General features: G+C 42.6%; 26 protein-coding genes and 5 pseudogenes. 29 read left to right on the top strand and 2 right to left on the bottom strand.

The window, feature by feature from the left end:
• Positions 1 to 40: 40 nt before the first annotated feature.
• From ACLTOQ_RS14625 to ACLTOQ_RS14500, 26 genes and pseudogenes are all read left to right on the top strand, one after another.
• On the top strand, positions 41 to 1,651 hold the full coding sequence (locus ACLTOQ_RS14625) for a recombinase family protein (protein WP_050617400.1): 1,611 nt from the start codon (positions 41 to 43) through the stop codon (positions 1,649 to 1,651).
• 169 nt (positions 1,652 to 1,820) lie between these two features.
• Complete coding sequence (locus ACLTOQ_RS14620) at positions 1,821 to 2,201, top strand: TnpV protein (RefSeq protein ID WP_003864602.1); 381 nt, start codon at positions 1,821 to 1,823, stop codon at positions 2,199 to 2,201.
• Between the two features lie 14 nt (positions 2,202 to 2,215).
• A complete protein-coding gene (locus ACLTOQ_RS14615) occupies positions 2,216 to 2,497 on the top strand; it encodes a hypothetical protein (protein ID WP_003864601.1) in 282 nt (93 codons plus the stop codon).
• Positions 2,498 to 2,755: 258 nt separating this feature from the next.
• Positions 2,756 to 3,538: an EAL domain-containing protein gene (locus ACLTOQ_RS14610; protein WP_003864600.1), complete on the top strand. Its 783-nt coding sequence runs from the start codon at positions 2,756 to 2,758 to the stop codon at positions 3,536 to 3,538.
• Between the two features lie 172 nt (positions 3,539 to 3,710).
• Positions 3,711 to 5,429, top strand: coding sequence for a Na/Pi cotransporter family protein (locus ACLTOQ_RS14605; RefSeq protein ID WP_020944839.1), 1,719 nt, complete (start codon positions 3,711 to 3,713; stop codon positions 5,427 to 5,429).
• Between the two features lies 1 nt (position 5,430).
• Complete coding sequence (locus ACLTOQ_RS14600; RefSeq protein WP_015543454.1) at positions 5,431 to 6,285, top strand: substrate-binding domain-containing protein; 855 nt, start codon at positions 5,431 to 5,433, stop codon at positions 6,283 to 6,285.
• A gap of 696 nt (positions 6,286 to 6,981) precedes the next feature.
• Complete coding sequence (locus tag ACLTOQ_RS14595) at positions 6,982 to 7,281, top strand: hypothetical protein (protein WP_015543455.1); 300 nt, start codon at positions 6,982 to 6,984, stop codon at positions 7,279 to 7,281.
• Positions 7,282 to 7,304: 23 nt separating this feature from the next.
• Entirely contained in the window at positions 7,305 to 7,715 is a 411-nt protein-coding gene (locus ACLTOQ_RS14590) for a single-stranded DNA-binding protein (RefSeq protein WP_003864594.1), read from the top strand.
• Positions 7,716 to 7,861: 146 nt separating this feature from the next.
• Positions 7,862 to 8,068 carry a helix-turn-helix domain-containing protein gene (locus ACLTOQ_RS14585; RefSeq protein WP_003864593.1) on the top strand — a complete coding sequence of 69 codons (207 nt, stop codon included), beginning with the start codon at positions 7,862 to 7,864 and terminating at the stop codon, positions 8,066 to 8,068.
• A gap of 346 nt (positions 8,069 to 8,414) precedes the next feature.
• The gene (locus ACLTOQ_RS14580; protein WP_003864592.1) at positions 8,415 to 8,936 is read left to right on the top strand and encodes a GNAT family N-acetyltransferase; all 522 of its coding nucleotides are present in this window, start codon (positions 8,415 to 8,417) and stop codon (positions 8,934 to 8,936) included.
• Positions 8,937 to 8,993: 57 nt separating this feature from the next.
• Positions 8,994 to 9,419, top strand: coding sequence for an N-acetyltransferase (locus ACLTOQ_RS14575; protein WP_003864588.1), 426 nt, complete (start codon positions 8,994 to 8,996; stop codon positions 9,417 to 9,419).
• A 94-nt stretch (positions 9,420 to 9,513) separates the two neighbouring features.
• Entirely contained in the window at positions 9,514 to 9,828 is a 315-nt protein-coding gene (locus ACLTOQ_RS14570) for an L-2-amino-thiazoline-4-carboxylic acid hydrolase (RefSeq protein ID WP_040466130.1), read from the top strand.
• Positions 9,829 to 9,861: 33 nt separating this feature from the next.
• Positions 9,862 to 10,044, top strand: a complete 183-nt coding sequence (locus tag ACLTOQ_RS14565; RefSeq protein ID WP_003864586.1) for a DUF6440 family protein — start codon at positions 9,862 to 9,864, stop codon at positions 10,042 to 10,044.
• Between the two features lie 112 nt (positions 10,045 to 10,156).
• On the top strand, positions 10,157 to 11,668 hold the full coding sequence (locus ACLTOQ_RS14560; protein WP_003864585.1) for a hypothetical protein: 1,512 nt from the start codon (positions 10,157 to 10,159) through the stop codon (positions 11,666 to 11,668).
• Between the two features lie 322 nt (positions 11,669 to 11,990).
• Positions 11,991 to 12,215 (top strand): DUF3791 domain-containing protein, encoded by a 225-nt coding sequence (locus tag ACLTOQ_RS14555; RefSeq protein ID WP_003864584.1) that lies wholly within the window; start codon positions 11,991 to 11,993, stop codon positions 12,213 to 12,215.
• Positions 12,208 to 12,774 carry a DUF3990 domain-containing protein gene (locus ACLTOQ_RS14550; protein ID WP_020944841.1) on the top strand — a complete coding sequence of 189 codons (567 nt, stop codon included), beginning with the start codon at positions 12,208 to 12,210 and terminating at the stop codon, positions 12,772 to 12,774. The genes ACLTOQ_RS14555 and ACLTOQ_RS14550 overlap by 8 nt, the downstream gene beginning before the upstream one ends.
• Complete coding sequence (locus ACLTOQ_RS14545; RefSeq protein ID WP_003864582.1) at positions 12,762 to 12,992, top strand: hypothetical protein; 231 nt, start codon at positions 12,762 to 12,764, stop codon at positions 12,990 to 12,992. The genes ACLTOQ_RS14550 and ACLTOQ_RS14545 overlap by 13 nt, the downstream gene beginning before the upstream one ends.
• Before the next feature lie 200 nt (positions 12,993 to 13,192).
• A complete protein-coding gene (locus ACLTOQ_RS14540; RefSeq protein WP_015543456.1) occupies positions 13,193 to 13,558 on the top strand; it encodes a DUF3847 domain-containing protein in 366 nt (121 codons plus the stop codon).
• Complete coding sequence (gene mobQ / locus ACLTOQ_RS14535; RefSeq protein ID WP_003864580.1) at positions 13,558 to 15,285, top strand: MobQ family relaxase; 1,728 nt, start codon at positions 13,558 to 13,560, stop codon at positions 15,283 to 15,285. Before ACLTOQ_RS14540 ends, mobQ begins: the two co-directional genes overlap by 1 nt.
• Positions 15,286 to 15,323: 38 nt before the next feature.
• Positions 15,324 to 17,231, top strand: a complete 1,908-nt coding sequence (locus ACLTOQ_RS14530) for an AAA family ATPase (RefSeq protein ID WP_023843669.1) — start codon at positions 15,324 to 15,326, stop codon at positions 17,229 to 17,231.
• A 264-nt stretch (positions 17,232 to 17,495) separates the two neighbouring features.
• On the top strand, positions 17,496 to 17,612 hold the full coding sequence (locus tag ACLTOQ_RS14525) for a putative holin-like toxin (protein ID WP_015543458.1): 117 nt from the start codon (positions 17,496 to 17,498) through the stop codon (positions 17,610 to 17,612).
• 303 nt (positions 17,613 to 17,915) lie between these two features.
• Positions 17,916 to 18,098, top strand: a complete 183-nt coding sequence (locus ACLTOQ_RS14520) for a hypothetical protein (RefSeq protein ID WP_015521925.1) — start codon at positions 17,916 to 17,918, stop codon at positions 18,096 to 18,098.
• Positions 18,099 to 18,124: 26 nt separating this feature from the next.
• Positions 18,125 to 19,822: a recombinase family protein gene (locus ACLTOQ_RS14515; protein WP_015521926.1), complete on the top strand. Its 1,698-nt coding sequence runs from the start codon at positions 18,125 to 18,127 to the stop codon at positions 19,820 to 19,822.
• A 75-nt stretch (positions 19,823 to 19,897) separates the two neighbouring features.
• Positions 19,898 to 19,981, top strand: a pseudogene (locus ACLTOQ_RS14510) (Maff2 family mobile element protein); the annotation flags it as partial.
• Between the two features lie 69 nt (positions 19,982 to 20,050).
• Positions 20,051 to 20,920, top strand: coding sequence for a VirB6/TrbL-like conjugal transfer protein, CD1112 family (locus ACLTOQ_RS14505; RefSeq protein WP_004797480.1), 870 nt, complete (start codon positions 20,051 to 20,053; stop codon positions 20,918 to 20,920).
• A gap of 20 nt (positions 20,921 to 20,940) precedes the next feature.
• Positions 20,941 to 21,222 (top strand): annotated as a pseudogene (locus tag ACLTOQ_RS14500) (PrgI family protein); the annotation flags it as partial.
• Here ACLTOQ_RS14500 and ACLTOQ_RS14495 read toward each other — a convergent pair.
• Positions 21,205 to 21,345: pseudogene (locus ACLTOQ_RS14495) on the bottom strand (helix-turn-helix domain-containing protein); the annotation flags it as partial. The pseudogenes ACLTOQ_RS14500 and ACLTOQ_RS14495 sit on opposite strands and share 18 nt — an antisense overlap.
• A gap of 114 nt (positions 21,346 to 21,459) precedes the next feature.
• Here ACLTOQ_RS14495 and ACLTOQ_RS14490 point away from each other — a divergent pair.
• A pseudogene (locus ACLTOQ_RS14490) lies at positions 21,460 to 22,874 on the top strand (relaxase/mobilization nuclease domain-containing protein).
• A gap of 222 nt (positions 22,875 to 23,096) precedes the next feature.
• Here ACLTOQ_RS14490 and ACLTOQ_RS14485 read toward each other — a convergent pair.
• Complete coding sequence (locus ACLTOQ_RS14485; RefSeq protein WP_118741317.1) at positions 23,097 to 23,453, bottom strand: helix-turn-helix domain-containing protein; 357 nt, start codon at positions 23,451 to 23,453, stop codon at positions 23,097 to 23,099.
• Positions 23,454 to 23,712: 259 nt separating this feature from the next.
• Here ACLTOQ_RS14485 and ACLTOQ_RS14480 point away from each other — a divergent pair.
• Together ACLTOQ_RS14480 and ACLTOQ_RS14475 are read left to right on the top strand one after the other, a co-directional pair.
• Positions 23,713 to 24,132: pseudogene (locus tag ACLTOQ_RS14480) on the top strand (helix-turn-helix transcriptional regulator); the annotation flags it as partial.
• A gap of 65 nt (positions 24,133 to 24,197) precedes the next feature.
• Positions 24,198 to 24,431 (top strand): hypothetical protein, encoded by a 234-nt coding sequence (locus ACLTOQ_RS14475; protein WP_243860583.1) that lies wholly within the window; start codon positions 24,198 to 24,200, stop codon positions 24,429 to 24,431.
• Positions 24,432 to 24,719: the final 288 nt, after the last annotated feature.

Below are 24,719 nucleotides of genomic sequence, written 5' to 3'. Positions count from 1 at the left end.
TACGGAATAGTGGGGCTGGCTGTCGGAAACGGAGGATTTTATGTTAAGACAGACCAACCAACAACCAATTACCGCCCTTTACCCAAGACTTTCCCATGAGGACGAGCTGCAAGGCGAGAGCAATTCCATTTCCAATCAGAAGCGTATCCTTGAAACCTATGCAAAGCAGAACGGCTTTTCCAATCTGCGCTGGTACACGGACGACGGTTATTCTGGTGCGAACTTTCAAAGACCCGGTTTTCAAGCCATGCTTGCGGACATTGAAGCCGGAAAAGTCGGGACAGTTATCGTAAAGGATATGTCGAGGTTAGGGCGAAACTACCTGCAAGTGGGAATGTACACGGAAATGATTTTCCCACAGAAAGGTGTCCGCTTCATCGCTATCAATGACGGAGTGGACAGCGCACAGGGCGACAATGACTTTGCCCCGCTGCGGAATATCTTTAACGAATGGCTGGTGAGAGATACGAGCAAGAAAATCAAAGCAGTAAAACGCTCAAAAGGCATGAGTGGCAAGCCCATCACAAGCAAGCCTGTGTATGGCTACCTCATGGACGAGGACGAAAATTTCATTATTGACGAGGAAGCTGCACCCGTAGTCAAGCAGATATACAACCTCTGTCTTGCCGGGAATGGTCCGACCAAGATAGCCCGTATGCTCACAGAGCAGCAAATCCCCACGCCGGGGACGCTGGAATACCGCAGGACGGGCAGCACCCGCCGCTACCACCCCGGCTATGAGTGCAAGTGGGCGACCAATACCGTAGTGCATATCCTTGAAAACCGGGAATACACAGGCTGTCTGGTAAATTTCAAGACAGAAAAACTTTCTTACAAAGTCAAGCACAGTGTAGAAAATCCCCCGGAAAAGCAAGTGATTTTCGAGAACCACCACGAGCCTATCATAGACACCCAAACATGGGAACGGGTGCAGGAGCTTCGCAAGCAGCGCAAACGCCCCAACCGCTATGATGAAGTGGGCTTGTTCTCCGGCATACTGTTCTGTGCAGACTGCGGCAGTGTGATGTATCAGCAGCGATACCAGACGGACAAGCGCAAGCAGGACTGTTATATCTGCGGCAACTACAAGAAACGCACCCATGACTGTACGGCGCACTTTATCCGCACCGACCTCTTGACCGCTGGTGTACTCTCCAATCTGCGGAAAGTGACAAGCTATGCGGCAAAGCATGAAGCCCGGTTTATGAAGCTCTTGATTGAGCAGAACGAGGACGGGGGCAAGCGCAGGAACGCCGCCAAGAAAAAGGAACTGGAAGCCGCCGAGAAACGCATAGCCGAGTTATCCGCTATCTTCAAGCGGCTGTATGAGGACAGCGTGACCGGGCGCATATCAGACGAGCGTTTCACAGAGCTGTCGGCAGACTATGAAGCAGAACAACGGGAGCTGAAAGAAAGAGCCGCTGCTATCCAAGCGGAGCTTTCCAAAGCACAGGAAGCCACCGTGAACGCAGAAAAGTTTATGAATGTTGTCCGGCGGCATACCAGCTTTGAAGAACTTACCCCTACTCTGCTGCGGGAGTTTGTAGAGAAAATCGTTGTGCATGAGTGCAGCTATGACGAGAACAAGACCCGCAGACAGGACATTGAGATTTATTATTCTTTTGTTGGCAAGGTGGACTTGCCCGAATAACCGCCCGACCTATCCGACACAATGCGCAAGTGCCGGATAGGAACGGCAAAATTTTTTACACTTCTATTACTTCTTTATCGCACATCAGTAAAATCCCAGGGCATGAAGCACTTAATGTCTTCTATGTGAAAAGATTTTAAAGAGAAAATGCACATCCTACGCAGATAACATGACAATTTCATGCAAAGCGAAAGGAGACACCATGAAAATCGAATACACAAAAGTGGGAGACTATTATTTACCGAATCTTTACTACCCGGAGGAAACCAGACCGATTGGCTTATGGGGAATGCTTCGGAAGGAATATCTGAAAGAACATAAATCTGGAACTTATACATATCTTCTTCTGACCGCCAGGCTGGACAGTTATTTGGCAGATCTGAATGAACAGGCACAGGAACGCTTTGAATTGATCGAAACTCAGATGCGAAGTGCGGAGGGAGTTTCCGAGGAACTGAAGAGACAGAATCCTATGGAATGGCTATGCCACTGTAACAATATCCGCAACCGGGCTGCTGAGATCATCAAGCAGGAACTGATTTATGTATAAGGGGGATTCTAGATATGAGAAGAGAACTGATTGAAAGTTATTATGAAGAATACCAGCGGGAGCTGGAAAGATTTCTTGAATCTGACCCGGAGATGTTCACTCTGGAAGCAGAAATTCATCATTACATAGAAATACTGGAACCGGTCCTCAGAGATGGCGGACAGGAGATGTGGCAGACACTGGACAGGATTATTTCAGCGAAAAATGCAATGGAGGGAATTGTGGCAAAAGAAATGTATATCCGGGGATTTCTGGATTATGAAAGACTGGTGTGTGAAAAAGACAGTAAGATCTGAATAATCAGAACATAGACTATATATAACGAGGCTTTTATTGTATAGACAGTAAGAGCCTCATTTAATATAGTTTTCATAATAAAAAACAGGTGGTAGTACGTATTTGCTTTGTGTTATATAAGAATTGGTCTGGCTGAACAATGGTGAAAATTTACTATGATTTTACTTAAATCTGATTGAAGGATGAAAAAGTGATGATATCATATAGTGGGTTGATAGGGTTACAGAAAATGTATTCACAGAGGCAGAGAAGAAATAATGAAAGTAAAAAATGCAGATGAATTTTATAAAATATTAGAAAGAAAGGCTATATATCCGGTATTTCAGCCGATTGTAAATTTACAGACTGGAGATGTGGCAGGATATGAAGCTCTTAGTCGTATCGACAGGCATGATACGACTCTTATGATTTCAGATTTGTTTGTGATTGCTGAACAGGTAGGCTGTGTTTGGAAATTGGAAAAATTGTGCAGAAATAAAGCATTGAAGGCAGCGGCGAATAAACCAGAACATGCAAAATTATTTCTTAATGTAGATGGTAATATCATTCAGGATAAATCGTTCATACAGGGATTTACAAACCGTAAGGCTGCGAAAGCCGGAGTACCGTCCTGTGACATTGTATTTGAAATAACGGAACGGTCGGATATAGAAAACTATCAGATTCTGCAACAGATTATGAAGCATTATGCAGATCAGGGATATGAAATAGCTTTGGATGATGTTGGAGCTGGATATTCTGGTCTGAACCGTGTAGTAAATACATCGCCAAACTACTTAAAAGTTGATATAGAACTGGTCAGAGATATTCAAAAACATAAGAAAAAGGAAATTATGATGGAATTTCTGTTGCATTACTGTAATGAGACAGGAGCAATTCTGATTGCAGAAGGGATAGAAACAGAAGCAGAGTTGGAGTGTCTGTGTAGATTAGGTGTTCATTACGGACAAGGATATTTTCTTGGAAGACCGGACAGAACGTTCAAAAATGTAAGGAATGAGGCGATGTTGGTATTACGTAGACTGAATAATAAATCGTAATGAAAACTATATGTCAGCAGGTGAAAAATGAATAAGTCAATTATAACATTATAAAGATTTCCATTGATTTTTACACCTATTTTACACAAGCACTCACATAGATTTGATTTCTGTCTTCTATAATTGTATAGGAAAATGTAGATCTTATATAATAACAGGAGAGGAAAGAGAAATGAACGAGAATGTGAAAGTGGTTTTTGGTCTGATCGGTGGCCTTGCCTTGTTCCTTTATGGAATGAACAGCATGAGTGATGCACTTCAGAAAGCCGCAGGAGAACGAATGAAAAAAATCCTTGGATTTCTTACAAGAAATCCAATTATGGGAGCACTTGCCGGAGCACTTGTAACAGCTGTATTGCAGAGCAGTTCAGCGACGACAGTTATGGTTATCGGTTTTGTCAGTGCGGGACTTATGAGTCTTCCGCAGGCAATTTCTGTTATCTTTGGTGCCAACATAGGAACCACTATGACGGCACAGCTGATGGCATTTAAAATCAGCAATTATATTTATCCAATTATCTTTGTTGGATTTATTCTGAACTTTGTTAGCAAAAAAGAAAAGGTTAAAAATATCGGTATGGTAATTTTTTCATTCGGACTTTTATTTGAAGGAATTGAAATCATGGGTGAAGTCATGAAACCTTTGGCGGGAAGTCCGGTCTTTGTTGATCTGATGGGAAAAGTTTCATCCATTCCGGTTCTTGGTGTTGTACTGGGAGCGGTCATGACATTGGTTGTGCAGAGTAGTTCAGCTACGATTGCAGTTCTGCAGAATTTTGCATCACAGGCAGGACCGGACGGAGTAAGCAGTGTAATAGGGCTTACCGGTGCGATTCCGATTCTTCTTGGAGATAATATAGGTACAACGATCACAGCACTTCTTGCATCAATTGGACAATCTAAAAATGCAAAACGTACAGCAATTGCGCATAGTATTTTTAATATCAGTGGAAGCTGCGTTTTTATTTTCCTGGTTCCGTGGTTTGCAAAATTTGTCCAGTTTATTTCACCAAAGGGAAATGAGATTGATGTGATTTCAAGACAGATTGCAAATGCACATACAACGTTTAATATCGTCTGTACACTGGTCTGGCTGCCACTGATTCCGCTGATGGTAAAAATTGTTACAACAATCATCCGTGGAAATGACAAAACAGAGAAAGCAGCTTTTGAACCCAAATATCTGGATATGAAAGTGATTGAACAGCCGGCGGCTGCTATGGTTCTGGTATCTAAGGAACTGAACCGACTTGGAGAACTGGCAGAATCTCTGTTAAGTGATTTAAAAACGGCGATTGTAGCAGATGGAGACTCAAAAACTCATGGTTCGTTTATAGAAAATCTGGAGATTGTACATCAGTTACAGGACAGTGTGACAGAATATATTACCAGATTATTCGCAAGCGGAAACCTTACAGAACAACAGTCTGAGCAGACGGCAGGGTTACTGTATGTAAACAATAGTATTCAGAGGATTGCAGACAGATGTGAAGATATTGACCAGATATGTGAAAAAGTAAATAACAATGGAAAAAGACTGACCAGTGAAGCCTCCTCAGAAATGGAAGACTGCATTGATATTATCCAGCAGCTTTTAAAGAAAGCAATGGAGGCAATCCGTAAGGGTGATGCTGTAGTGGCTGAAACAGTTTTTAAAAATAAGAAAAAAATGCATAAAGCAGAGAAAAAATACAGTAAGGCACATTTAAACCGTGTAAAAAATGAGGTTTGTGATGCGTCTATGACAAGATATTTTTCTGGGATCATGTATAATTTTGACCGTATGGCAGATAATTGTGTCAGCATTGCAGAAGAAGCCTGTGATAATGTGGCTTTTATAAACCTTGATGAAGAGACGGGAAAATCAATGATGGAAAGAGGTGCAGTATAAAATGGTAAAGAAAAAAAACATCCGAAAATCTGCACTTCTGCTGATAATGATAATGCTGGCAACGGGAATAACAGCATGTGGAACCGAGGAAGAGCCATTGCCGGATCTGTCTGCTATGGGAGCTGTCACAGCTGTATCACGAGAAGAAGGGTCAGGAACCAGAGCAGAATTTGAGAATCTTTTGAAACTGCCTGAGAGTGATACAGGAATAGTTGTTGATTCTACAGAGAAAGTTCTGAAAAAGGTGGAAGAAGATAAAAACGCAGTTGGTTATGTCGCATATAGTTCCGCAACAGATACGAATGGAAAAATACTTCAAATCAACGGAGTTCTTCCTTCTGAGAAAACAATAGACAATAACAGTTATCCTCTTTGCAGGGATTATTATCTGGCTTATAATGGAGAACTGACAGATGTGGAACAGGATTTCCTGACTTATGTAAAGAGTAAAGGACAGGATATTGTGAAACAATATTGTATTCAGGCTGACAGTACAACAACATTCCTTTCTGACAAGTCAGAAGGAAAGATTCTGATTGAAGGATCCACTTCAATGGAACCAATGGTAAAAGCACTGGCAGATGACTATCAGAAACAAAATCCAAATGCTGAAATAGAAGTAAAAGCAACAGATTCTTCAAGAGGGATTACGGCGGTGATAAGTGGAGAGTGTGATTTCGCAATGTCATCCAGAGAATTAAAGGATTATGAAGCAGAGCTTCTGGAAACAAAAGTCATTGGAAAAGATGCTATAGCTATTGTGATAAATGAAGAAAATCCACTGGAAAATCTTACAATAAAACAACTTACAGGTCTGTACAATGGAACATATAAAAACTGGGATGATCTTTCCTGAGAAAAACGAATATAATATCTTACAAGCACTGACTATAACGGTCGGTGCTTCTTTTTTGGATTTTTTCAAAATTATCTGACATTCTTCAAATTCCCACGTGTGATTAGTGGAAAAATAATTTTTTCTGCAAAAGTACCGTCCAAATGCCCTCTGAAACTTGCTATTAGTGAGGGAATATTTCATTTATGCGAAAAAAACTTGCAAAAGGGGGTTGGTAAATACCGCTTCCCAGGCTTTATAGGTAGAGGAACAATTATTTTAAAAATTTTACCCCAAAGATGTCCGCTTTTGCCTGTCTCAGTACAGAGTATGTGAAGGGACTAACAAAAGTAAAAGAAAAAATGATAAAAATGCAAAAAAATATCACGAATCTTTTGCATCTTGCGAAGTCATTTGACTCTAGTAATCAGAGGACGTTTTGGAATGTTCCTTCGATGAACCTTGACAACCGATAAGTGCACCCTGGAAGCCTAACAGGAGTTATGCCATGACCTTTCTTTTTCTGAGAGCGAGCGAAATTATAATGACACTCCCGATGATGGGCGGCTGACCGAAGCCTTATGGTCAGTGACCTGCTGATGCAGGCAGAGGCAGTCTGAGACGGCTGCAGGTGACAGGGAAACGCACGCCAGACCGCCGGACGAATGAAACTGATGACAATGTTTACAGGGCAAAATGCCCGGAAAGGAGCAGTTTATGACAGAACTGAAAATGAAAGAAATGCAGTTGATTAACTGGTTTGGATGCCCGAATCTGATTTATACAAGGGAGAGAATCCATCTGGTTGCCATGCTTACAACAGATGAAGAAATGAAAAAGAATCTTTACAGGGTATGCAGATTCCTTGCAAGAGAAGAAATCGCATATCGGTATCCGATCATGTATGAAATGATCCGGAAAATATTTTCACCGGATGATACCAATCCACCGGAAGCATGTGCAATGTTTATGCCGGACGATGAAACAGATGATGAAGAATATGCAATGGCAGCGTAGCTGCGGAAAGGACAGTAACGATTATGAATAAAGTGGTTTTAATGGGAAGACTGACAAAGAATCCGGAGATCAAATATGCCGGAAAAGATAATGATATGGCAGTAGCAAGATATACACTGGCGGTAAACAGAAGATATAAACGTGACGGTGAACAGGAAGCGGATTTTATTTCCTGTGTCACATTCGGAAAGAGTGCAGAGTTTGCACAGAAATATCTTCACAAGGGAATGAGGATTGTGATTGGCGGTCGTATCAGCACTGGCAATTATAAGGACAAGGACGGGAAAACAATTTATACTACAGATGTGATCGTGGAAGAACATGAATTTGCCCAGAACAAGGATAATGGTGTTGGAGCTGATTCATCGGAAACACCGAAAACAGATAAGGACGGATTTATGGAAGCACCGGAAGGTGAGGTTCCATTCGACTAAACCGAAGTAAATGGTTGGAGAGGTTGCCCTTTGTCGGGGCATCCTCTTTTCCATTTTACAGAAGACATCAAAAATTACAGGTATTCAACCTAACGAAATCGTGATATAATCAAAATATGTTCAGATGAAAAATATGGAGGTTGCTTATGGGCGTAAGTTATAACAGATTATGGAAAATGCTCATAGATAAAAATATGAAGCGGATAGAGATGCAGTACCTCACCGGGATCAGTGGAAATATTCTTGCCAGGATGGGAAAAAACCAGTATGTATCAATGGAGACGATTGAGAAGATCTGCAAGAAGCTGGACTGCACCGTTGATGAGATGCTGGAATTTACAGATGATGAGTAACAAGAGCAGACATGTCAAATTATTAAAACTGGAAGAATGCTTCAGAAGTCGAAAAAAGAAATTGAAAAAAGATAACACGCCGGATACGGCATAAATCTCTTAGCAACGCTAAGAGCGCACTTCTATACAGGCAATTCCATCTGCCTGTATCGTGCGACCTGCGGTGCTGTTCCCGATTTCAAGAAATCTCAAACCGGGAAATACAGCGAAATCAGAGATTTCGTACAAGGGGAAGATCCCCTTGCGGCACAGATGCCTATCCCTGATAAAGTTTGTGACTGAATATTTCAGATATAGACATATAAGGGGAAAGAAAGTGTGAAATCAAAATTTGTGGAGAGATTTTATGATTAGAAAAGCAATACTAAAAGATGTTAATTCGATTGAAGATACTTACAATGAGCATTTCCAGTATGAACTGAATCATACAGCCTTTACTGTATTTAAGAAAGGGGTTTATCCAACGAAAGATGATGCAGAACGGGCTATTTATGCTGGTGCTTTGTTTGTATATGAAGAAAACGGAACAATTGTTGGAAGTATCATTATTGATAAAGTTCAACCAATAGAATATGCAACTATTCCTTGGAAAGAAAAATTATCTGAAGATGAGGTAATGGTAATTCACCTTTTAATGGTACGTCCGAGTATGTCTGGTAAAGGAATTGCATCATCACTAATAAAATTCGCTACAGAATTAGCACAAAAAAATAGTTGCAGGGCACTACGTTTGGATACAGGAAGTCAAAATATTCCTGCGCTATCTTTGTATCAAAAAAATGGATTTGAAATAATTGCTAGTGCTTCTAAAAAAGTTGGAGATGTAATTGCACACAAAAACCATCTTTTTCTCGAAAAGATATTGTAGTTCGTAAATTCCAGTTTGAAAAATTGAGAAAATCGGAGTTTGAGGAGCATCACCGTTATGATTAGAGAATTACGGAAAGTGGATATAAATAAAGTTGCAGAAATATGGTTAGATACAAATATAAAGACACATTATTTTATCTCTGCTCAATATTGGAAAAGTAATTTTGAGTTAGTAAAAGAACTTCTATTACAGGCAACTGTCTATGTTTACGAGGATAAACAGGAAATACAGGGTTTTATAGGGTTAAGTAACGAATACATTGAAGGTATTTTTGTTTCTGCCGAAATGCAATCTCAAGGTATAGGTAAAATTTTGCTAAACTATGTAAAGGGAAAAAGAAACAAATTAATCTTAAATGTATATCAAAAAAATACACGGGCAATATCCTTTTATCAAAGAGAAGGATTTGAGATTCAGTATAGCGGTTTGGATGAAGCTACTGGAGAAAAAGACTATGTAATGGCATGGCAGCAGAAATAGAAATTCAAGTTTTAGTGTTTGGAAAATTATGACTTAGTGTGCAAGTTGGGAGAAAATATGGTAACGGAAAAAGAGAAAAAAGCATGTCGATTTATTGCCGAATGGCTATAAGATTGTGAGACAGTCTCTGGTAGATGATCTGGAGGGCGAAAAAAAGGTATGTTGGGAGACAGAAATTTTGCAGGATGATGATAGTGGATTTACTTATGAAATCAGCAGGTGTCTGTATTTCGATACCTGTAAGGAACATGGCTATGCAGAGTTCTGCAAAGTATTTTGCAACCATGACTGGTATGCTTATGGAGTATTAAAGCATCATTCGAGATTTATCAGAAAATCGACGATTGCCGAAGATGGAACTGTATGTCATGATACAATCGAGAAAGTAACAGAGAAACATTTTTTATAAAACCGAAAAATTGATTATGGGAGGAAATTGAAAATGGCGAAAGAAGAGAGATTTGAAAAAATATATTCTCAGGGAGCATTAACTACTACTGAGATATGGGTGGATAAGGAAACTGGTGTGAATTATTTATATCATGCATGTGGGTATTCAGGTGGACTGACTCCATTGTTGGACAGAGATGGGAAACCAGTTATTTCTCAGGCTATAAATAGATGACCTTAGAAACAGCAACTGTTATGGTAAGTAACAGCATCGTCACAATATGTATATGGTCGATTGGTGTGTGCGGTAATATACTATATTCAGAAAAACAATTCAGGAGATTTTTATGAGAAGATCAGGTTGGACAAAATGGTTGATCGTGATTCCGGCAATGCTAGGCATTGTGTTGGTGACCTATGTGCGGTATACAACGGATATCTGGGGATTTGGTGCATTTATCTGCCAGCTGATTGCAATTTTGGAATTGGCTTATGGTCTGCGAATTGCGATGCTGGCACAGAATAGAAAGAAGTCCTATCGGTTAACACCGGAAGAACGACATGAGTATGCACGGTATTTATATGAGAAGCAATATCACCGTTACCCTGCTGTAGCGAATCAGATGCTTTTGGTTATGGCACGGATGAGTGTACTCCTTAACAATTATGAACGGGCTGCACAGGAGCTGGCAGATATTCGTATAGATAAATTCAATCCAGCACAGTTGAAGTTGTATTATTACCTGAAAGTGGTTACAGCAATGGCAGCAGGAGATGCGACAGGGATTCAAGAGAGCCAGATGTGTTACGCAGGGATTCCGGATACTAAATGCACATATCCGTCAAAAGCAGAGCTTGCTATGTGGATAGAGCAGAGAGCGGCAGCGCAGATGGCAGAGGCACTGAAGAAGGCAGTGCCGGATAAAAAAGAGCATCCGATACGGATCAGTATCATTACTTTGGTTCTTGCGTATAGTACCTTCTTCTATGGATTGTGGTATGGTATAAAACGTGATATGGGATATGAAGTGAGATATCGTTTCGCAGAAATATCGATTACTGTTATTACAATCAGTCTGGCGGTTCTTTTGATCTGGGGGATCGTGAGTTTATACAGACACAATTGCCAGGCATTATCCATACAATTCGGTAAAAACAAAGTGGCATTGATAATTGTCTATGGAGCTGCTGCGATATTTGCACTTTTGATTATTGGAATGAGTGGTCTGAGTGTAGTGTTCGGAATGGATGGAACAGAAACGGTGACTGGTTGTGACAGCAAATATACGTATATAACTGTGCAGGAAGATTATGGTGGTGAACGGAGATACAGAACCAATAATCCATTTGTTATGCAGAGTATGGATGGTCTGTGGTGGTCTTCGGATACAATAGATGAAGAAGATAATCAAGAAGAGGATACTACAGAATTACCGGATTTGGATACAGAGAATTCAACAGATTCAGAGGATATTCAGAGTGGAAATACCATAGAAGATTACGAGACAGAAGGGCAGCATGATGGTCTGACAATTCAAAATGCAATGCTGGCAGTTTATAATTACCTTCAGGAGCAGAATACACTTCAAAATATGGCGTTCAGTTACACGGCGAATGCAAAGGGAGAAGTCTATGCTGTCGTCAGCGAAACGCAGGAAACAAAGAACGGTAATACGGTAAATGTGAGATACTGTCTGTACGATAATGGTTCCAAGACAGATGCAGATGGTAATTCCTGCGAAGAACTGGTGTTAGAAAAAGTATATCCGGATGGCAATTACGAGACCGAATTGGTAGATTTTTATCTGGTAAATGCAGATACGATGCAGGTGACAGACGAACAGAAGAATACGTGGTAAAATAAATTCTGGGGAAGTAGGTGCATTGTATGACAATGAGAGAAAAAATAAAACTATTATCGTAAATGTTTCAAGCGGACTGGGTTCTTTTGGAAGTATGCAAAAGGACTCCAAGACATAAGAGGTGAACTGCGCTGATCCAGGTGCCACGGCAACAGATTTGAATGTCGACGGAGGAAAGCAAACAGTACAGGCGCAATCGTAAAACTTGCAATGATTGATAAAACCGGACTAACAGTAACTTTTATTAGTCGATTTGGAAATATGCCTTGGTAATCAACAATTCCGGTTTTACTGACTAAGAAAATGAGGAGGATTCATAATGAGTGAGAAAACAGAGATTACTTTTATGCAAACAAGACTAATCCGGCTTGCTTCAGAAGAGTGGCATTTACCTGTTGAACAGATTATCCACTTGTTTAAAGAAGCCGATGTTCTTGGATATATAGAAAAATGCTATGGGATTTTTCATTGTGAAGGCGATGAAGCTGTGCTTGAAGATATTACTGAATTTTTGCAAAGAAAGGGGATAGAGATTAGTGCTTGAGTTAAAAGATGGATTTGTTCTCTATCATGGAAGTTATTGTGAAGTAAAAGAGCCAGATCTTGCCAAATGTGCAAAGAGAAAAGATTTTGGACAGGGATTTTATTTAACCACATCAAAGGAACAGGCAGAAAGTTTTCTGAGAACCTCAATAGCCAAAGCCATCGCAACCGGAACAATTGAAGAGGGGCAGAAGTTTGGATATATTTCAACTTTTGAATTCAAACTTTCAGAAAATCTTGAAACGCATATTTTTGAAAATGCAGATGTGGACTGGTTACATTGTATCGCCGCTCACCGAAAGAAAAAAATGTTTATTGAGGTTGAACGTGAAATGGCAAAATATGATATCATTGCAGGAAAGATTGCGGATGATGCAACAAACGCTACTCTTACCGCTTATCTTGCGGGTGCTTTTGGGACTGCAGGTGATAAAGTAGCAGACGATTTCTGTATCAGACAGTTGCTGCCGAATAAATTGAAAGATCAATACTGCTTTAAAACTGAGGCAGCTATTGAGTGTCTGAAATTTGTGAAAGGTGAGAAGATATGGCTGAAGTAACAATTCCAAAGGAAAAAATGAATTATACAATCGACCTTCTGATCACTATGGTGACAGATGAAATCGCAGAAGAGACAGGCAAGGACAGAAACGAGGTATTGACAGATTTTTTGTGTTCAAAGACAGGAAAAGCACTGTATGATGAGAAGACAAAGCTGTGGTGCACTGGTCCGGCATATATAGCTGAACTGTATATGGAAGAATTAAAGAAATCCTGATATGGGATGTGAGTTTAAATTTATACGACAATGGTGACAAAGACTTTCATTCCAAGGAGCAACAATTAAATATTTCAAAAACGCTGAGGTCAGCATTTCCTAATCACAGGACAACGACCTCAGTTTTTTATACCCAGGAATCGGCATTCATGAATAAGCCGGTTCTTTTTGTTTACAGAAAAAAGAAGGAGTACAAGAAAATGAGCAGAGCAAAAAATCCAAAGTATGAATCCATGTCATTGGAGGAACTGAAGGCCAACATGGAAAAGAGCAGACAGGAACTGGAGGCAGCAATTCACCACAAAAACATTCTGGAGCAGCGGAAGAAGCTGGTAGAACGCAGGGAACGTTCCCACCGGCTGATTGTCAAAGGGGCAGAGTTTGAGAAAGTATTTCCGCTGTCCAGAGATCTGGAACAGGAAGACGTCCAGGACATGATGAATCAACTGCAGAACAGCAGTTACAACAAGAGTATTGTGCGGCAGGCTCATATAGCCGCCTTACACAAAGATCAACAGCAGATTGCAGAAGCAGTAAAAAAGACAGAGAAGGGAGATGACAGTTAATGGCACTGTATCATTTTTCAGTAAGGAATGTATCCAGAGGGAAAGGGCAGATGGTGGTCGCTTCCGCAGCCTATATTTCCGGGCAGAGGATTTTTGACAGTTATTACAACAAGATACACGATTATACGAGCAAGTCAGGTGTGATATTTACAGAAATCCTGACACCGGAGTATGTGCCAGAGCGTCTGACTGACAGGGAAACACTCTGGAACGAGGTGGAGCATGTGGAACGGAACAACAAGGCACAGCTTGCCTATTCGTTTGACATTGCACTGCAGAATGAATTGACACTTGAGGAAAATATCAGACTGGCAAAAGAGTTCTGCCAGGAGCAGTTTGTGGCACGTGGCATGATCGTGGATCTGGCAGTCCATGAGGGAAAAGCGGAAAATGAAGAAGAACCGGATAATCCCCATTTCCATGTGCTTGTCCCAATCCGTCCTTTTACAGAGGAAGGAATCTGGGGCAATAAGCAGAGAAGGGAATATATTCTTGATGAGGATGGAAACCGGGTGAAGGATGCCAAAGGAAAAGATATGTTCAATGCTGTTTCTACTACCGGATGGAATGATCCGGAGCTTTTAAAAGAATGGCGGCGGGCATGGACAGAGAAAGTAAATGGGAAATTCAGGGAGTGCCACATGGCATCCAGAATCGACCACCGTTCCTACAAAGAACAGGGGATTGACCTGATCCCGACCATCCATGAGGGATATGAAGTCCGGGCAATGGAGAAAAAGGGAATCAAAACGGTGATCGGAGAATTGAACCGGGCAATCCGGCAGTTTAACCAGATGTTTATTTCTCTGAAAGAATCCATTCAGTGGATGAAGACAGCTTATGAGGAAATGAAAGCAGAGCTGGATCGCAGGCAGAACCCGACACTGCTGGAAAGCCTGCAGGATTATTATGATAAAAAGACACAGGGCAGACCACCACTTCCCAATTTTTATGCGGAGATGAAACAGAGAGGTAAGAATCTCTCCAATTTACAGGAGTTTGCAAAATCCATCAGTTATCTTCAGACACATCAGATAGAAACGATGGATGACTTGCAGGAACGGATTGAGGAACTGAACGGTGTTGTTTCTGTCAGTAAAAAAGAAATTTCTGAAAAGCGGAAACAGTTAAAGGAACTTGAGAATCTGGAAAAGATGGCAGAGGTAATAAAAACAAATCAGCCATTGATTGATGAGTATAACCATTTCTATTTTCAGAAAAGACGGGAGAGATATTATCAGCAGCATAAAAAAGAAATCAATTATTACCGCAAATGTGAACGGGAACTGAAACAACATCTGGATAAAAATGGAAAAGTGCCAACTGCCAGATGGAAACGGGAGAAAGAAGAACTTCAGGCGGGGATCGAAGAGCTGAAAGCAGATAATCAGCCGTACCAGGAGGAACTAACTTTTGTGAAAAAGGTACAGAGCTGTGCGGATATTGCCAGACGTGACCGGGAAATGGCAGAAGCAGATACTTCCGGGCGTTCAGAAGAAAAAAGGGAGAAGCAGGTGAAGTTCCCGACATTTTACACAGTTCAGGCGAAAGAGATTCTTGAAGAAAACGGGAAAGCAGAGCAACAGCCGTTGAACCAGTCGGAGCAGAATCCAGAAAAGAAGACCTCTCTTCTGAGAAAACTGGATGAAAAAAAGAAAGAGTGTGCAGAGCGTGATGCAAAACAACAGGCAGTGAAGAAAAAGCGAAACTATGACATGAGTTTATAACAGTCTGTCAGCAGGACAGACGGGAAAGGATGAGCAAAATGCAGTATACAGAAGAACAAATTATAAGAGCAAATCAGACAGATCTTGTTTCTTTTCTGAGCGCACAGGGAGAACAACTAGGGAAAAGCGGAAAGGAATACCGTTGGAAAAAGCATGACAGTGTAACGGTATCCGGAAACCGGTGGTACAGGCACAGTCAGGGGAGGGGTGGCTATCCGGTGGATTTTGTGATGGAATTTTACAATGCCACATTTCCGGAAGCTGTCAAGATGCTAACCGGGGAGGAAGGCGAAGGCAGGAACAGTACCTGCCCCGCCCCGTCCCCTGACTTCCGATTACCAGAGAAAGAGGAAAATAATGATAGAATCATCAGATATCTGACAGAAAACAGAGGGATTGAAAAGAATATGGTGGAGGAATGGATCGGCAGTGGGGATATTTATGAAGAAAAGAAGCACCATAATGTGGTGTTTGTTGGCAGAGATGCAGACGGTATTCCAAGATATGCCCATTGCAGGGGAACTGGTGAAACAAAATACCGGGGAGATGTGGCTGAATCTGATAAATCTTACGGATTCTGTCACAGAGGGACGGATAATCAGTTGTTTGTGTTTGAAGCAGCCATTGATCTGCTTTCTTTTATCCAATTATTTCCCAAAGACTGGAAAAAGCGGAGCTACCTGAGTCTGGGTGGCATTTCCAGTGCGGCACTGATGGCTTTTCTTTCTGAACGCCCTCAGATTACTTCGGTTTTCCTGTGCCTGGATAATGACCATGCAGGGAATGAAGCCAGTGAGAAATTGGCAATAGAAATCCCGGACGGATACAGTGTCATCCGTCTGAAACCGTCCCGAAAGGACTGGAATGAAATCCTCTGTGATAAAAATGCAGACAGGAAGAAATCAATCATTGAAACAGTTACAATGAAAGTACCGGAGAAGGAAGAACTGGTGCCGATGTTGTGTTATGAAGACATTGAACAGACCAGTGTAGAATGGCTGTGGTTTCCCTATCTGCCATTTGGAAAACTGACGATTATTCAGGGCAATCCAGGAGAGGGAAAAACTTATTTTGCCATGATGCTGACCGCAGCCTGCACGAACCGTAAGACTTTCCCGAACATGGAAGAGATTGAACCTTTTAATGTGATCTATCAGACTGCAGAAGACGGTATGGGAGATACGATTAAGCCGAGGCTGGTGGAAGCAGGAGCAGACCTGAGTCGGGTGATGGTCATTGATGATACAGAGGAAGCATTGACGTTATCCGATGACCGTATTGAAAAAGCAATCCGTCAGAATCAGGTCAGACTTTTAATCATTGATCCGGTACAGGCTTTTATCGGTGCCGATGTGGATATGAACCGGGCAAATGAAGTCCGTCCGGTATTCCGGAAACTGGGAATGATCGCTGAAAAGACCGGTTGTGCGATTGTGCTGATCGGACATCTGAATAAATCTTCAGGGACACAGAGTACTTACCGGGGACTTGGTTCTATTGATATCATGGCGGCGGTGAGAAGCCTGCTTTTTATCGGGAAAGTAAAGAAAGACCCGACAACAAGAGTACTGATCCATGAGAAAAGTTCTCTTGCACCTCCAGGTGAGACGATGGCATTTAAACTTGGAGATGAAGAAGGATTCCGCTGGGTGGGAGCTTATGAGATTTCCGCAGATGATCTTCTGGACGGAAAGGAAGGAAAGCCGACAGAAACAAAACTGCAACGGGGAACGAAACTGATCTATGAACTGCTTGCAGACGGAAATGCAGTCACAATCCGGGAACTGGATGAAAAGGCAAAAGCACAGGGAATCTCCCAGAGAACCATGCGAGAAGCCAGAAGCCGGATGAAAGAAGAACTGGATTATCGGATGAATGAAAAGCAGGAAAATACCATTCGATTAAAAAAACAAGGGAGAATGGGTGACGGCAGAATTTTGGAGTGAACGGCAGGCTTTATAGATACCCTATCTGCCGTCTGCCGTCTGCCGGTGCAAGGCAATCAAACGGAAATAGCAGGTATCCATACAGAATAAGGATTGCTGTGAATCTGGAACAAAAATGAATTGTAATATGGCGGATATAATGGTATGATTATCCGGTAACAGCAATGTTACGGGGAAGCACCTGTGACAGGGTGTGGCTGCCTCCTGATATTTACAGACCGGAGCCTTTCGGGGTTCTGAGATGAAAGAAAGGAGGTGCGTGATATGACAGCTTATGAGATTATCTCAATATTCTTAGGCGTACTCAGTTTACTGATCGCTTTTGGTAGCCTGTTAATTGCGATTATTGCCTTTCTTGATCGGAAGAACAAGAGGAAATAAAAATGCCTATCCTGTCTGCCAACAGGATAGGCGGTGGTCGTAAGACCATTTAGTCAACTCAGGCGGCATCCACTTTGGAGTGGGTGCTTTTCCTATAACAAATGTACCACACATTCCTCTTGTTTTCAATGGGAAAATTAAAATATGCAGTTCATCTGACAGGGATTTATCCCTGTCTTTATTATATCCCCAATTTCTGAAATGTTAATACAAAAATTTTAATATATGTAACCAACAGTCTGGGCAGTTAATCTGTAAAAATGGATTAGCTGCTCTTTTTTTGCAAAAAATGGAGGTTTTACAATGGCAGTGAAGAAGAAAATTATCAACATCAGAGTATATTTTGACGGTGATCAGGACGCAAAAGAAGTGTTTGCAGAGGTGATCGCACAGAAAATACGTGACACGAAAACAAAAGATAAACTTGCAATAATGAAAGATAAGCAGTATAATGATTATGAGTTCAGTAATCTGAAATCTGCGTAGGATGTGCAAAGTAACGGAGGTATCAGATGAACAACAGATATATGAGTAACAATATAGAAAGAAATGCAACCTGGAGAGTTGGTGTATACTGCCGACTTTCCAAAGATGACGAATTGACCGGAGAGAGTGCCAGCATCTCCAACCAGAGAGACATACTGGTGAATTACTGTCAGTCACAGGGCTGGCAGGTGGTGGATGTGTTTCAGGACGATGGTTATACAGGATTGAACACAGACCGACCTGATTTGCAGAGACTTCTCAAAGCCTGTGAAAAAGGACTGGTGAATCTTGTAATTACCAAAGACCAGAGCCGACTGGGACGAAACCATGTACAGACAGGATTTCTGATGGAGGAGTTTTTCCCAAAGCATGGAGTAAGGTATATCGCATTATATGATAATGTGGATACCTTTGCCGGAGACAATGAGATTGCCCCATTTAAGAACGTGCTGAACGAGATGTATTCCAGAGATATTTCCAAGAAAGTCCATGCGTCCTATCACCTGCAGGCAACCAAGGGAAAGTTTACAGGTGTTGTTCCACCACTGGGATATCAGAAAGACCCGGAGGAAAAGGGACATCTCCTGATTGACGACGAGACAGCACCGATTGTCCGGAAAATTTTCCAGTGGGCGGTGGACGGTCATGGGATTAACTTTATATCCAGAGAACTGGAACGCCAGCAGATTCCCTGCCCGTCATGGTGGCACCGGAAACGGGGACTCCGCACCTATTACACAAAATGGGAAAAGAAAGACCCGGAAAATGGGAAATATGTATGGGATGAATCCTATCTGAAATCCCTGCTGATGAATCCCGTTTACTGTGGTGACATGGCTTCCCAGAAAAGGTACTACCGTTTCAAGATTGGCAATCAGGGAGATAAAGCTCCGGAGGACTGGATCACAGTCAGGGATACCCACGAAGCAATCATTCCGCAGGATGTATTTGATCTGGTACAGGCAAAGATGAAAGGCAGGAAACGCCAGACAGAACAGGGAGAATACAGCATGTTTGCCGGATTACTCCGCTGTGCAGAGTGTGGCGGTGCGTTGACGTTGAAGAAGACGCACACCAAAGACCAGCATGAAGTTTATACCTGTTCCACTTATATCCATAAGGGGAAAGCACATTGTACCCAGCACCGGGTGGACGCTGATGACCTGTATGATGCAGTCCTTACCAGAATCCAGGAATGTGCAAAAGCAGTTACCGGAGACGGAACAGAACTGGAAAACCGGGTAAAGGAGTTATGCGAGGAAGATACACAGGGACACAGGGAAAGTCTGGAGAAGCTGGTATCAAAGCAGAAAGACCGCCTGGAAACGTTAGACCGGCTGATTGCAAAACTGTATGATGACCTTATCAATGACAAGATTACAGAATCTGTTTTTGATAAGATGCTGGAGAAGACACAGAAGGAGCAGACAGATATCAAAAAGGAACTTTTCCAGAATGAGAGTGTGCTGAATACGGAAGAAAAACTGGATGCACAGTCCCAGCAGTGGATTGACGATATTAGCGAGTATGCGGACATCAAAGAACTGGATGCCAATCTTCTGAACCGGCTGATCAGTAAAATCGTTATCTCAGAACCGCAGGAGAAAGACGGAACAGAAAATTACTGCCGTACTCCTGAAACGGTCACAATGGAAATTCATTTCAACTTAAAACCAATACCGGAGCTTGGAACCATCGAAAGAGGTTCCGGCTCCCATAAATAAGAAAAATCTATCAAAATTTAATCTATTTTAATCTTTTCAAGGCTCATTTCGAGCAAATATTTTCTCATAAAAGACATAAAACAGCTCATGGCCGGTGCTGGTGTAGCCGTTGTTGGTATGGTTCTTGTACCTCTGCTCTCCGGACTGTTCTCTGTCTAAGCGTTCCTGCATGAAATCCTTGCCGCTCCCGCAGTTCTGCGGGGGCGGCGGAAAGGAGGTTGACACCGTATGGATTTCTTACTTGAAGCCCTGACAAATTGGCTGAAAGAAATGCTGGTGGGCGGTATTATGAGCAACCTTTCGGGGATGTTTGACAGCGTAAACCAACAGGTCGCGGATATATCCGTACAGGTAGGACAGACCCCACAGGGATGGAATGGCAGTATTTTCAGCATGATTGAGAATCTGTCCAACTCCATCATGGTGCCGATTGCAGGCGTGATCCTGGCTATCGTGATGACCGTAGACCTGATCCAGATGATTGCAGACAAGAACAACCTGCATGATGTGGATACCTGGATGATTTTCAAGTGGGTGTTCAAATCAGCTGCCGCCATCCTCATTGTCACAAACACATGGAATATCGTGATGGGCGTCTTTGATATGGCGCAGAGCGTGGTGGCGCAGGCGGCAGGGATTATCAATTCGGATGCGTCCATTGACATTTCCTCAGTTATGACCGATCTGGAACCGAGGCTGATGGAAATGGATTTGGGACCGCTGTTCGGACTGTGGTTCCAATCCCTCTTTATTGGCATTACCATGTGGGCGTTGTATATCTGTATCTTTATCGTTATTTATGGCCGTATGATCGAGATCTACCTTGTGACTTCGGTGGCTCCCGTTCCAATGGCTGCAATGATGGGCAAAGAATGGGGCGGTATGGGACAGAATTACCTCCGATCCCTGCTGGCACTGGGCTTTCAGGCGTTTCTCATTATCGTCTGCGTGGCAATTTATGCTGTGCTGGTGCAGAACATCGCTCTGGAAGATGACATCATCATGGCAATCTGGAGCTGCGTGGGCTACACCGTACTGCTATGTTTTACGCTGTTCAAAACCGGCAGTCTCGCCAAATCAGTCTTTCAGGCGCACTAAAACGGAAGGAGGTTTCCACATTGGCTTATGTACCCGTACCCAAGGACTTAACAAAAGTCAAAACAAAGGTCATGTTCAATCTGACCAAGCGGCAGCTTATCTGCTTCACGGGCGGAGCGCTTATTGGCGTACCGCTTTTCTTTTTGCTCAGAAAACCTACCGGAAACAGTGTAGCGGCTATGTGTATGATGCTGGTTATGCTGCCCTTCTTTATGCTGGCTATGTACGAAAAGCATGGGCAGCCCCTGGAAAAGATCGTGGGCAACATTCTCAAAGTAGCTGTGATCAGAGATTCCGAAAAACAGAGTTCCGCCGATTCCATTAGAAAAGGAACTGACACTTTTTAACCAGCTTTTGGGTTTCTTTATTTCAAGTGCAACTTTGAAATCACATTCGGTTGCTTCAGCAATGAGCTGTTCTATCATAAAATCCCTCCTTTGAGGTATTGGTAGTTTCTTTATATTATACCCATAAGGAGAGTTTATTTCAACGATAGGCACAAAGAGTTCAGAGAAAATATTTTGAGAGGAGGGCTTTTTATGGCAACTACAAGAATCATGCCGCTTCATGTCGGCAAAGGCCGCACAGAGAGTCGGGCAATCAGTGACATCATCGACTATGTGGCCAATCCAAAGAAAACAGATAACGGCAGGCTCATTACCGGCTATGCGTGTGACAGCCGGACTGCGGATGCGGAGTTCCTTCTGGCAAAGCGGCAGTACATTGCCGCTACCGGACGAGTGCGTGGTACAGATGATGTGATTGCCTATCATGTGCGCCAGTCCTTCCGCCCTGGTGAGATTACCCCGGAAGAAGCAAACCGGCTGGGTGTAGAATTTGCCAAGCGGTTTACCAAGGGCAATCACGCCTTTGTGGTCTGCACCCACATAGACAAGTCGCACATTCATAATCACACATTATCTGGTCATCGGTCAGCTTAGAATATGACCGGAAGTTCCGCAATTTTTGGGGCAGCACCAAGGCGGTTCGTCGGCTAAGTGACACCATCTGTATTGAGAATGGACTGTCCATTGTAGAGAATCCGAAACCTTACGGAAAGAGCTATAACAAATGGCTGGGCGATCAGGCAAAGCCCTCTCACCGAGAGCTGCTTCGTGTGGCGATTGACAACGCATTATCACAAAGTCCTGCTGATTTTGAGGAGCTGCTGAAGCTGCTGCAAGAGTCCGGCTGTGAGGTATCAAAGCGCGGAAAATCGTATCGACTGAAGCTCTCTGGTTGGGAGAAAGCCGCCCGCATGGACAGTCTGGGCGAAGGATATGGATTGGAAGATTTGCGGGCAGTTCTCTCCGGGAAGAAAGCACATACCCCGCGAAAGAAAACAGTCACACAGGCAGAGCCGCCGAAGGTCAATCTGCTGGTGGACATTCAGGCAAAATTGCAGGCTGGAAAAGGTGCTGGCTATGCTCGATGGGCTAAGGTGTTCAACCTCAAGCAGATGGCGCAGACCATGAATTACCTGTCAGAGCATAACCTGCTGGAGTATGCGGTTTTGGAAGAAAAGGCTGCGGCTGCCACGGCACATCACAATGAACTTTCGGCGCAGATCAAAGCGGCTGAAAAGCGCATGGCAGAGATCGCTGTTCTGCGTACTCACATCGTAAATTATGCCAAGACCCGTGAGGTCTATGTGGCATACCGCAAGGCGGGTTACTCTAAGAAATTTCGGGAGGAACATGAGGAAGAAATTCTGCTCCACCAGGCTGCTAAGAATGCCTTTGATGAGATGGGCGTCAAGAAGCTGCCCAAGGTCAAAGAGTTGCAGACGGAGTACGCGAAATTGCTGGAAGAAAAGAAAAAGACCTATGCCGAGTACCGGCGTTCCCGTGAGGAAATGCGGGAGCTTTTAACGGCAAAGGCCAATGTAGATCGAGTGCTGAAAATGGAGGTAGAACAGGATGTTGAAAAAGAAAAAGACCACGGCCAGCGGTAAGCTGGTCCTGGTCAAAAGCGTTCGCAGAACGCGCAGCCACAGAATGAAATTCTGTGTTCAAAGGGGCTTGGGGGCGCTGCCCTCAACAAGCAAGCGGAGAGGAAAATCACAAAGGGATTTTCTTCTCTGCGGGCCTGTGTGTATTAACACAGGCATTGCTTGCCTCTTTTCTCCGAAAATGAAAAGAACCAGTGAGAGAATCGTTAAATTTCACTCACTGGCTCAATTCGTTTCAAATTTCTCGGACAACTCTGTAAGTTCTTTCACCGTTTCCTGGGTGTGATGCAACAGGGTGTCACGCATTTCTGGCGGACAGCTGGAATAAAGCATTTTCATCTGATTGACACCCTCATCCTCCAGAGAAACATCTGGATTTATAAGTGTATCTAAAGAGATATGCAGGACCTTGGCCAATGCTCTCAAAATCAAATAAGAAGGATTCATTTTCCCCTTTTCGATATTGGCGATTTGCTTTACAGAAACATGGCTCAGATCAGATAGCTCCTGTTGTGTTAGCTCTTTATTCTTTCGGGCTTCTCGCATTTTTAGCCCTAAAGCAGTTAAATCATCAATCGGCATAATCATTCACCTCAAATATATTCTATCGTGCCGATTTGCACAAAGGAATAACCTTATTATGCCGGTTGATAGGAATGATTATACTGATTTTTGGTAGAACGAGAGCCAAAGACTATTTTTAATATTTGTTTTTCAAGTATAATTACAGTATAATAAATGACCCATCTGAATTTAGAGAGGATTTTCAAAATTCGCAATAATTATTAAAACAATCTTTTTTGATTTTGTTATTATGCTTGATGGAAAGGAGGGAACATAAATGGGCAATCAATCAGTCATCAGCATAGAGGCAGTCATTGACTATATCGAAAGTCATCTTGACGGAAAGCTGGAATTAGAAACGGTTGCGGAGGCTGTTCACTATTCAAAATATCACTTACACCGACTATTTACCGAAACCGTAGGAATGACAATTCATGATTATGTGCAACGCCGCCAACTTACAGAGGCGGCAAAGCTTCTGGTCTTTTCGGATAAACCTATTATCGAAATTGCTTTTATCTGCGGATACGAGAGCCAGCAATCGTTTTCATTAGCTTTTAAGGCTATGTATAAATCGCCGCCTGCGGAGTATCGTGAAGAACGGAGCTTTTATCCTTTGCAGTTGCGGTTCATTTTACATCGAAGAACGACGGCTATGGAATTTACAATACAGGATATGGCTCTTTTGCAATCGGAATGGGCTTTTCAAAGAATTTTATTTTTTACCTTGGCCTAATGGTATGTTATGGAGTCGCATTAACAATGGTGCAAACAGCAATTACCACTATGTTACAAGAAAAAACGGACACCTCTATGCAGGGGCGTGTATTTGGATTACTTGGCACGATGTATGCTGGCTTTTTACCGATTGGTATGGCTATGTTTGGCCCTTTGGCTGATATTCTTCCCTTGCAGTGGATTATGATTGGATCAGGTATAGCCCTTATTGTAATTGCAGGTATAGCTTATTATAGTCGGGAACTCAAAACAATCTAAAAGAAAAAAGTCGCCCAACGGGAATAAAAAAAACCGTTGTTTCGGCGGCTGGGTATTTATGCGCCAAAACAAAATACAGTGGCCTTACGGCGGTTTTGAAATAACATATTTCAGAGCCGCCGTTTCTTTTTCGACGATGCTCATGCGATCAGGAGGGCGGTATATAGGAGGATACCGCCATGTCAATTTTCGTCATTCATAGCACTCATGGGCTGCACCAATTAAAAAAAGTCTTGCTCCTCCTCCGGGCAAGTATAACATTGCATCGGCATTATCGTTCCATGTAAT

Origin of the sequence: Gallintestinimicrobium sp. (assembly GCF_046968865.1) — a bacterium.
Taxonomy (GTDB): Bacteria; Bacillota; Clostridia; order Lachnospirales; family Lachnospiraceae; genus Gallintestinimicrobium; species Gallintestinimicrobium propionicum.
The sequence above is the reverse complement of the archived record's forward strand: the minus strand, read 5'-3'. Positions and strand labels throughout refer to the sequence as shown.

Excerpts from the sequence above, each read along its gene's own strand:
- ACLTOQ_RS14625 (WP_050617400.1), top strand. The coding sequence starts at position 41 with ATGTTAAGACAGACCAACCAACAACCAATTACCGCCCTTTACCCAAGA.
- ACLTOQ_RS14620 (WP_003864602.1), top strand. The coding sequence starts at position 1,821 with ATGACAATTTCATGCAAAGCGAAAGGAGACACCATGAAAATCGAATAC.
- ACLTOQ_RS14615 (WP_003864601.1), top strand. The coding sequence starts at position 2,216 with ATGAGAAGAGAACTGATTGAAAGTTATTATGAAGAATACCAGCGGGAG.
- ACLTOQ_RS14610 (WP_003864600.1), top strand. The coding sequence starts at position 2,756 with ATGAAAGTAAAAAATGCAGATGAATTTTATAAAATATTAGAAAGAAAG.
- ACLTOQ_RS14605 (WP_020944839.1), top strand. The coding sequence starts at position 3,711 with ATGAACGAGAATGTGAAAGTGGTTTTTGGTCTGATCGGTGGCCTTGCC.
- ACLTOQ_RS14600 (WP_015543454.1), top strand. The coding sequence starts at position 5,431 with ATGGTAAAGAAAAAAAACATCCGAAAATCTGCACTTCTGCTGATAATG.
- ACLTOQ_RS14595 (WP_015543455.1), top strand. The coding sequence starts at position 6,982 with ATGACAGAACTGAAAATGAAAGAAATGCAGTTGATTAACTGGTTTGGA.
- ACLTOQ_RS14590 (WP_003864594.1), top strand. The coding sequence starts at position 7,305 with ATGAATAAAGTGGTTTTAATGGGAAGACTGACAAAGAATCCGGAGATC.
- ACLTOQ_RS14585 (WP_003864593.1), top strand. The coding sequence starts at position 7,862 with ATGGGCGTAAGTTATAACAGATTATGGAAAATGCTCATAGATAAAAAT.
- ACLTOQ_RS14580 (WP_003864592.1), top strand. The coding sequence starts at position 8,415 with ATGATTAGAAAAGCAATACTAAAAGATGTTAATTCGATTGAAGATACT.
- ACLTOQ_RS14575 (WP_003864588.1), top strand. The coding sequence starts at position 8,994 with ATGATTAGAGAATTACGGAAAGTGGATATAAATAAAGTTGCAGAAATA.
- ACLTOQ_RS14565 (WP_003864586.1), top strand. The coding sequence starts at position 9,862 with ATGGCGAAAGAAGAGAGATTTGAAAAAATATATTCTCAGGGAGCATTA.
- ACLTOQ_RS14560 (WP_003864585.1), top strand. The coding sequence starts at position 10,157 with ATGAGAAGATCAGGTTGGACAAAATGGTTGATCGTGATTCCGGCAATG.
- ACLTOQ_RS14555 (WP_003864584.1), top strand. The coding sequence starts at position 11,991 with ATGAGTGAGAAAACAGAGATTACTTTTATGCAAACAAGACTAATCCGG.
- ACLTOQ_RS14545 (WP_003864582.1), top strand. The coding sequence starts at position 12,762 with ATGGCTGAAGTAACAATTCCAAAGGAAAAAATGAATTATACAATCGAC.
- ACLTOQ_RS14540 (WP_015543456.1), top strand. The coding sequence starts at position 13,193 with ATGAGCAGAGCAAAAAATCCAAAGTATGAATCCATGTCATTGGAGGAA.
- mobQ (WP_003864580.1), top strand. The coding sequence starts at position 13,558 with ATGGCACTGTATCATTTTTCAGTAAGGAATGTATCCAGAGGGAAAGGG.
- ACLTOQ_RS14530 (WP_023843669.1), top strand. The coding sequence starts at position 15,324 with ATGCAGTATACAGAAGAACAAATTATAAGAGCAAATCAGACAGATCTT.
- ACLTOQ_RS14525 (WP_015543458.1), top strand. The coding sequence starts at position 17,496 with ATGACAGCTTATGAGATTATCTCAATATTCTTAGGCGTACTCAGTTTA.
- ACLTOQ_RS14520 (WP_015521925.1), top strand. The coding sequence starts at position 17,916 with ATGGCAGTGAAGAAGAAAATTATCAACATCAGAGTATATTTTGACGGT.
- ACLTOQ_RS14515 (WP_015521926.1), top strand. The coding sequence starts at position 18,125 with ATGAACAACAGATATATGAGTAACAATATAGAAAGAAATGCAACCTGG.
- ACLTOQ_RS14505 (WP_004797480.1), top strand. The coding sequence starts at position 20,051 with ATGGATTTCTTACTTGAAGCCCTGACAAATTGGCTGAAAGAAATGCTG.
- ACLTOQ_RS14485 (WP_118741317.1), bottom strand. The coding sequence starts at position 23,453 with ATGCCGATTGATGATTTAACTGCTTTAGGGCTAAAAATGCGAGAAGCC.
- ACLTOQ_RS14475 (WP_243860583.1), top strand. The coding sequence starts at position 24,198 with ATGGTGCAAACAGCAATTACCACTATGTTACAAGAAAAAACGGACACC.